Consider the following 7300-nt stretch of genomic DNA (forward strand, 5'->3'; position numbering starts at 1 on the left):
CCCCCCCCCCCCCGCTGGGCTTGAGCTTGAGCTTGAGTTTGCGTTTGAAGTTGTAATAGTAGTTGTTTTATTCATCATGACATCCACTTTATTAAGTTTAGTATCCCTTGCTTTACAGCGGAGCGGTGTGTGCTTGCTCCCTCGCCAATGTAATGTATCCTGTCTCTGTTTGCTATATACCAGTCGTAGCTTTCGCATATCATCTCATCGTTAGAATATTTTGCCGTATAGCCAAGTTCTGTGCGAATCTTAGAGGTATCAAAATAGTAGGGTATCCCATAGCTGAGCCAATGCCAATCAGTCAGCGGGGAGAGTCCAAGTCTGTTGATAATCTTCATGGCTAACGCCGCAGGAGCCATCGGTATGCTACGTGGCTTTGCCCCTGTTTTAGCGTGGTCGCAGAGTGCTTGTAAAATGTCGCGCATAGTGCCGTATCTTTCAGCACCGCAATTATAGATAGACGAGCCTGCACGTTCGCCCGCTCTAATACAAACCTCTGCTAAATCATCGCTATGAACAAATTGGTATGGGTAACTGCCGTCACCGAACATAGGAATGTGCCTGCCCTCGCTAACCCATTCAAATAATATTTGGAAGATTCCTAGCCGCCCATTCCCGCCTAATATAGTGCGCGGGCGGACAATACTAATATCTAGCCCCTTTTGGATATATTCGGCACACACCTTCTCAGCTGCCAGTTTAGTCGCGCCGTAAGACTCTTTAGGCAAAGTAGGAGTAGTTTCTGTGATTGGCAGGTTTTGAGGCACGCCGAATACTGCTGAAGATGAGGTATAAACTACCTTTTTTACCTTATTTTCTAGGCACGCTTTAAGCAGAGTTTCCACTCCGCCTACATTTACCGATTCAAATAGTTGCGAGTTGTTAGCAAGTGGCACCTGTGCCACATTGTGCAGGACTATATCAACACCTATACACGCTTTGCTAACGGCATCTAGGTCGCGAATATCCGCGCGAAAAAATTCCACAGCTTGCGGTCTATCATCTGCATCGCTAAGGTCAAGTGAGGCTATTTGAAAGCTGCCACGCTTTGTCAGTTTTTTTATTAAACACGAGCCAAAATAGCCCGAACCGCCAGTTACAAGTATTTTCATAAATATATCCTAAATAAAAGTTCCCCCCTCGTTAGAGGGGGATGGGTAAATTATCTTATGCTTTCTAATAGTTTCTTAGCCTTTGCTTCAGAGTTTTTTAGAACTTCAGCATGCAGGCTTGCGCCGTGTGCATCCATAGTGACAACGAGCGGGAAGTCCACTACGTCTATCACCCAAAATGCCTCTGGGCTACCAAGCTCTTCATACATTAAGACAGTCTCTACATTTTTAACACATTCGGCTATCAACGCACCTGCACCACCCACTGCATGCAGATATACCGCACCAGTTTTCTGCAAGCCTGCGGAAGTCTTTGCACCCATACCGCCCTTGCCGATAACGCCACGCACTGTGTATTCCTGTATAACGTCAGCCTCATAAGGCTCTTCACGGCTAGATGTGGTAGGACCTGCTGATACGAAGTGCCATTTGCCCGCGCTATCTTTGCTAACTACAGGTCCGCAGTGGTATATTACGGATTCTTTTAGGTATTCGCGAACAAAATCAGGTTTTTTTTCTATCATTAGCTTGTGTGCAGCGTCTCGCGCTGTAACTATCCTGCCCGTTAATAGAACGCGGTCGCCCGCTTTTAGCCCCTTTACAGTATCAAGCGATATTGGAGTAGTAATTTTCTTAATCATAAGTCACCTTATCACCGTTTATTGTTAAAGTCCCATTCCTATTAGCCCAACAGAGGTAGGCGATGGAAACGTAATAGGTAGCGGGGTGCCTGTGCTGTGATGCGATAAACACCTCTAATGCGCTTGTCTTGCCACCAAAGCCCATTGGTCCTATCCCCAGTGAGTTTATATCATCAAGCAACTGTTTCTCTAGTTTTGCCAACTCTGGGTCAGACGAGCGCTCGCCGTATTTCCTAAATAGCTGTTCTTTGGCAAACTTTGCACAGCTAGCTCTATCGCCACCGATTGCTACGCCGAATATACCGGGGGCACAGCCTTGTCCTTGCGCCTGCTGTGCTGCATCTATCACAACCTTGCGAACACCTTTCAGGTCTCTGCCAGCACCTATGCGGGAATCGGGTATGCGGTATTGAGCACCGCAGTTCTCACTGCCGCCGCCTTTTTGCATAAAGCGAATTCGCACTTCGTTTTTATCCCATTGATGATAGTAAAACACAGGCGCATTAACGCCAGTGTTATCTTCAGTATTTTTGCCAGTAATACTATCAACAGCGTTAGGACGCAGATATTGCTTGCCAGTAGCATCAATAACAGCGTCTATAATCGCATTTGTGTAATTAGATTCGCGTCCTCCAGCAGGGTAATCCACATAAAAGGTTAGTGAACCTGTATCCTGACATATAGGAGCAGACTTATCGCGCGCAAGCTTAATGTTTTCAAGTATAGTGCTGAAAACTGTGCCTGCACTAGAATCTTTATCTTCTTTGCCTGCGGCGTCAGCTATTGCCCTTTCCCATGATGGGTGCAGGCTGGTAGATGACCTGCGGATAAGTTCCAGCACCGCCGATTTCAAATCCACACTCATTTGGCACCTCCTCGCATATTATGGCTGAGATTATAACCGCATTATATAATTTATTCAACGTATTTATTTTAGCACAAAGATAGCGAATAGATATTTGACTGAACTAGAAACAAGTAAATTATGCCTGACGAAAGCGTACCAAATGCCTATAAGTAATAGATTTTATGTCAATAAAAAAACGTGTAAATTTAACCAACCGATATTTAAGCACTAACTATTTTAGTTCATTGACATATTTCTAATAGTGTGTATGATATGTCAGTGTGCTCGGAGGTGTGTTTATGGGTATAGGCAGCCATCAGATACTAATCGTTTTGCTTGTTGTAGCTGTGCTGTTCGGTGCGTCCCGTCTGCCCTCGCTTGGCAGGGGGTTGGGTGAGGCTATCCGCAATTTCAAGAAAGGCTTGAATGGCGAGGATGAGCCAGACAAACCTAAAAAATAATGTCCCGCCTCAACCCGCTAGCGCGGATGCTGATATCGTTTTGTTTCATCGCTGCAACGGGGCTTACGAACACGTTTCCGCAACTTGCCACGTTATTGGTATGTTACCTGTTGCTAGGTGTATTCTGCGGATTGACGCCTCTGAAAGCGGTTGCCGTGTTGCGTCCGTTCTTATTTTTTTTCATATTTACACTGCTGATACAGTTATTCGTTAGTGCTGACGGGCACTGGAGCAGACCAACTAATGAGACAACTATATATGCAGTATTCTATGTGTCAAAATTTGCAATGGTAGTGGGCTTTTCATTGCTCTTTGTGCGGACAACGCCTGCAAGCGATATAGTTAAAATATTTTATCTGCTCTTTCAACCATTGAAATATTTTAGAATATCTCCGCTAGATGCCGCCTTTAGTGTGCTGGTGACATTGCGCTTTATCCCGCTGTTGTTTAACGAGGGGGGTAAGATTATGGACGTGCAGCGGCTAAAGGGCATACTGCCACTAAAGGGGGAGAGTCTGCCATTGTTGCGCACCGTTCGCGTAGTTAGTGCGCTTATCACCCCGTTGCTAGTCCGCACATTTCGCTATGCATCTCAGATAGCTATTGCACTGCGCTACCGCACGGGAAACCCCTCTTTCTTTGCGCTTGCGGCTTTCAACTGGTTTGATTTCGTTGCAATATCAATAGCGATTGTAATATCTGCGGGAGCAAAACTTGCCCTATCGTAAGCTCTGCGTCTGCGAATACGACGGCACCAATTATTGTGGCTGGCAAATCCAAGACGAGGGTGTCACCATTCAGGGGGAGATAGAAAGGGTTTTGTCTCAGCTATACGGCGGACAGCGGGTAGCAATAATAGGCTCAGGGCGCACCGATAGCGGTGTCCATGCATTAGGGCAGGTATTCCATTACACGGCTGATATATACAGAGAAAACCATTCCGTTTTATTTGCGCTAAATACAATGCTGTCACGTGATATAGGGGTGCTGGATGTGCGAGATGTGCCGTTGGACTTCCACGCACAGCTATCAGCCGTCAGCAAAACTTATAAATACGTAATACTTAATAGGCGCACCCGTGCCGCACTTGATACTAACCGAGCATGGTATCGCAGAGATAGGTTAGATGTGGAATATATCGCAAACCTATTAAAGCTGATAGAGGGCAACCACGACTTCACCTCATTTTGCGTAAAATCAAGCGTTAAAGAGGAGTGCGTGCGACTTATAAACTGGACTAGCGCAGAGCGAAACGGCGATTATATAAACATTAAAATAAACGCTAACGGATTTTTACACAATATGGTGCGGATAATAGTAGGCACCGCCGTTCAGTTTGCTGTGGAGAAACGCACTCCTAGCGACATATTAGATATAATAGCTGCAAAAGCTCGTCGTTCTGCGGGCATAACTGCACCTCCGCAGGGGCTATACCTAGAAAGGGTTCACTATGAATAGGGATGAAGCTGAAGTTGCCCTAACGCTGGTTAAAAAACATGCCTTGTTTTTGTCTAACCGCATAAACGCTGACTACGTGCGTGTATTAGAAATAATCTGCACTATGGAGCGAATTCCCCCATGTAAAGAGGCAGAATTCGCGAGGTTGAGCGGCATGCAAGTGTTAGATATGACAGAGAGCAAGTTTCTGAAGTTTTTAAGGGACTATAAATACGATGAATATCTAAAGATATGCGTTCGCGAGCTATATCTAAAAGATAGCCTTGAAGTTAAGACGGCGCACCTCACGGCGGTAGCGAATACCGCGCTGGAGTTTGCGTTGCTCTATGCGCTGGCGAGCGTTGCTTGCAGGTATAACATAAAAGACTACCCGCAGAACATGGCGATTATTGGGCTTGGCAAGCTGGGGGCTAGGGAGTTAAATTTTAGTTCAGATATTGACATTGTATTCGTATATAGTGAGGCGGGCGAAGACATATTGCTGGCTGGCATCAGAGACATCACCTACCACGAATACTACTCTGAGGTTGCCAAAAAGACAGTGGAACTGATGATGAGCCACACCACTGATGGTTTTGTGTTTCGTGTGGACACTCGCTTGCGTCCAGAGGGAGAACAGGGTGCACTGGCACTGCCCGTCAGCGGATATAGTAGTTACTACGAGAGCTATGGGCAGACTTGGGAGCGGATGATGTTGTTAAAGGGCGGACACTCTGCGGGTAGCCGTGAGGTGTCTGCAGCGTTCTTTGCGGCGGTTCGCTCGTTCATATTTCGGCGGACGTTGGATAAACGATTTATAGACGAAGCTACCGACATACTCCGCAAGGCACAGGCGCGTGCTAAATTGCGCTACAAGGGGGCAAAAAATGTTAAACTTGGGCGGGGGGGCTTGCGTGAGATAGAGTTCCTGACACAGATTTTAGAGATAATTGCCTACCCTAAACATAAGATAGACACTGCTGCTACCCTTGAAACATTAGATAAATTAGCTGTTGGCGGGGCGATTGCTCCAAAAGACGCTGCATTTATGGCTGAAGCATATAGATTTTATAGGGAGTTAGAGCACAAAGCCCAGCTAGCTAACGAACAGCAGATTTACACCGTGCCAGAAAACGCATCAGAATTTGCTCTATTTTTAGAAAGGTGCGGATATAGTGATGCAGCCTTATTTGAAGATGACTACAAAAAATACGCTGATGGTGTCAGTGCGATATACAATTGCTTTATAGGGGACGATAAACGGCGTATAACGCTGGGAGAATTCCTGTTTGACGACTTGTTTGACGAAGCGGAGGCTGCGCTGTCGCTAAAACGGCTAGGAGCTAAAGAGCCTGAGCGGTGTGCCAATATTCTATACCACGCTATGTATAGCCCCGCCAGCGGGGGCAATCGTCCGCAAGATATGGTCATGATGAAAACTATATTTGGCAAGGCATTAGAGCAGGCACTCACAAGTGATACCCTTGCAACTATATTAGCAACATATAGGCGATTATTCAATAGTAGCAGTGCGCTATACATGCTATATGAATACTACAATGCTACTGATGGGAAGATTCTAGCCGACATGAACCGTCTGTTCGCTCTATCGCCATATCTGACAGATACTATCCTGCAAAATAAGGGGATTATAGAGCTAATATTTAACCTGACGCTCCCGCAGATTACACAGGCAAGCTACAAGAATAAACTACTTGAAAATCTGTCCGCAGGAGGGTTTGACACTGAAGCCGAGTATGAGTATATGCGGAGAGCCCACAAGGAGATGTTATTTAGAATTGCATATCCATTTATAAATGACAAAGTAAATGTTTTAGCTGTTATGGAGATGCTGTCAGAGCTTGCCCGTGCGGTGGCGGAAGTTGCATTTACACGTTGCTATAATGATTTAGCGGTGCGCTACGGACGCCCCAGCGGGGAGGATGGAAAACCAGCAGGTTATGCGGTAATAGCTATGGGGAAACTCGGTAGCGGAGAGATGAGTTTTGCAAGCGACTTAGACTTAATAGTGCTATACGAGGCAGACGGGAGCACAACTAGACCAGCAGATGGGAGCAGACAACTAACAAATAGTGAATTTTATCATAGGCTTGTGCAGCGAGCGGGGGCTTACATAAGCACTATGACCATGCATGGCAATCTATACACTATGGATATGAAACTGCGTCCATCAGGCTCTAGCGGGGCACTTGTCACCACTATGGATGCCTTTGAGGAATACCAGCAAAGGGAGTCTATGGTCTGGGAGAAACAGGCTATACTTAAAGCTATGGTGTTATTAGGCAGCGATAAACTAGCTGAACGATTTGCCCGTATCCGTGTTAACGCATTAGGGCTGGCAACTGTAAATGATAATTTACGGGCAGAGGTGGCTGATATGCGTGTGCGGATAGAGCGGGAGAAGGGGCGTAACCCTTACGACATAAAGAGTGCCGCAGGGGGGCTGACGGATATTGAATTTGCTGTGCAACTGCTATGCTTAGAGAATAGGCTCTGTGAGCGCAACACATTCAAGGCGTTGCAGATATTAAATGAATATGGCGCATTGAGCAAGCGTGATTATACCGCATTTGAGCGGGGTTATCTGTTCTATAGGCGCATAGAAAATATGTTACGGCTATACGACAACACTCCAACCACAAAGTTGGGCGAAGACAGTCTTGCACGGCTATCGGTATCTGCCGACGACCTTAAAGCGCACAAACGTGCTGTTAGAGCAGCCTACGAACGGGTGCTAGGATAGCTTCTAAAAATATGCTTGACAGGGGGGGGGGGGGGGGG

General features: G+C 46.2%; 7 protein-coding genes. 4 read left to right on the forward strand and 3 right to left on the reverse strand.

Annotated features, from left to right (window positions below):
• Positions 1 to 74: 74 nt before the first annotated feature.
• Genes AC1MDJ_RS06240 through AC1MDJ_RS06250 form a run of 3 tightly spaced genes read right to left on the reverse strand, consistent with a single transcriptional unit; the run spans position 75 to position 2618 of the window.
• Positions 75 to 1112: an NAD-dependent epimerase/dehydratase family protein gene (locus tag AC1MDJ_RS06240; protein WP_479690076.1), complete on the reverse strand. Its 1038-nt coding sequence runs from the start codon at positions 1110 to 1112 to the stop codon at positions 75 to 77.
• A gap of 50 nt (positions 1113 to 1162) precedes the next feature.
• Complete coding sequence (locus AC1MDJ_RS06245) at positions 1163 to 1753, reverse strand: FumA C-terminus/TtdB family hydratase beta subunit (RefSeq protein WP_479690077.1); 591 nt, start codon at positions 1751 to 1753, stop codon at positions 1163 to 1165.
• Positions 1746 to 2618, reverse strand: a complete 873-nt coding sequence (locus AC1MDJ_RS06250; RefSeq protein ID WP_479690078.1) for a fumarate hydratase — start codon at positions 2616 to 2618, stop codon at positions 1746 to 1748. Before AC1MDJ_RS06250 ends, AC1MDJ_RS06245 begins: the two co-directional genes overlap by 8 nt.
• 281 nt (positions 2619 to 2899) lie before the next feature.
• On the opposite strand from AC1MDJ_RS06250, the gene tatA reads away from it, so the two are divergent.
• Genes tatA through glnE form a run of 4 tightly spaced genes read left to right on the forward strand, consistent with a single transcriptional unit; the run spans position 2900 to position 7262 of the window.
• On the forward strand, positions 2900 to 3061 hold the full coding sequence (tatA, locus tag AC1MDJ_RS06255; protein WP_479690079.1) for a twin-arginine translocase TatA/TatE family subunit: 162 nt from the start codon (positions 2900 to 2902) through the stop codon (positions 3059 to 3061).
• A complete protein-coding gene (locus AC1MDJ_RS06260; RefSeq protein ID WP_479690080.1) occupies positions 3061 to 3789 on the forward strand; it encodes an energy-coupling factor transporter transmembrane component T family protein in 729 nt (242 codons plus the stop codon). Before tatA ends, AC1MDJ_RS06260 begins: the two co-directional genes overlap by 1 nt.
• The gene (gene truA / locus AC1MDJ_RS06265) at positions 3776 to 4519 is read left to right on the forward strand and encodes a tRNA pseudouridine(38-40) synthase TruA (protein ID WP_479690081.1); all 744 of its coding nucleotides are present in this window, start codon (positions 3776 to 3778) and stop codon (positions 4517 to 4519) included. The genes AC1MDJ_RS06260 and truA overlap by 14 nt, the downstream gene beginning before the upstream one ends.
• Positions 4512 to 7262, forward strand: a complete 2751-nt coding sequence (gene glnE, locus AC1MDJ_RS06270) for a bifunctional [glutamate--ammonia ligase]-adenylyl-L-tyrosine phosphorylase/[glutamate--ammonia-ligase] adenylyltransferase (protein ID WP_479690082.1) — start codon at positions 4512 to 4514, stop codon at positions 7260 to 7262. The genes truA and glnE overlap by 8 nt, the downstream gene beginning before the upstream one ends.
• Positions 7263 to 7300: the final 38 nt, after the last annotated feature.

The organism is Candidatus Termitispirillum reticulitermitis, assembly GCF_054655775.1.

Coding starts and splice junctions, on each gene's coding strand:
- AC1MDJ_RS06240 (WP_479690076.1), bottom strand. CDS start 1,112: ATGAAAATACTTGTAACTGGCGGTTCGGGCTATTTTGGCTCGTGTTTA.
- AC1MDJ_RS06245 (WP_479690077.1), bottom strand. CDS start 1,753: ATGATTAAGAAAATTACTACTCCAATATCGCTTGATACTGTAAAGGGG.
- AC1MDJ_RS06250 (WP_479690078.1), bottom strand. CDS start 2,618: ATGAGTGTGGATTTGAAATCGGCGGTGCTGGAACTTATCCGCAGGTCA.
- tatA (WP_479690079.1), top strand. CDS start 2,900: ATGGGTATAGGCAGCCATCAGATACTAATCGTTTTGCTTGTTGTAGCT.
- AC1MDJ_RS06260 (WP_479690080.1), top strand. CDS start 3,061: ATGTCCCGCCTCAACCCGCTAGCGCGGATGCTGATATCGTTTTGTTTC.
- glnE (WP_479690082.1), top strand. CDS start 4,512: ATGAATAGGGATGAAGCTGAAGTTGCCCTAACGCTGGTTAAAAAACAT.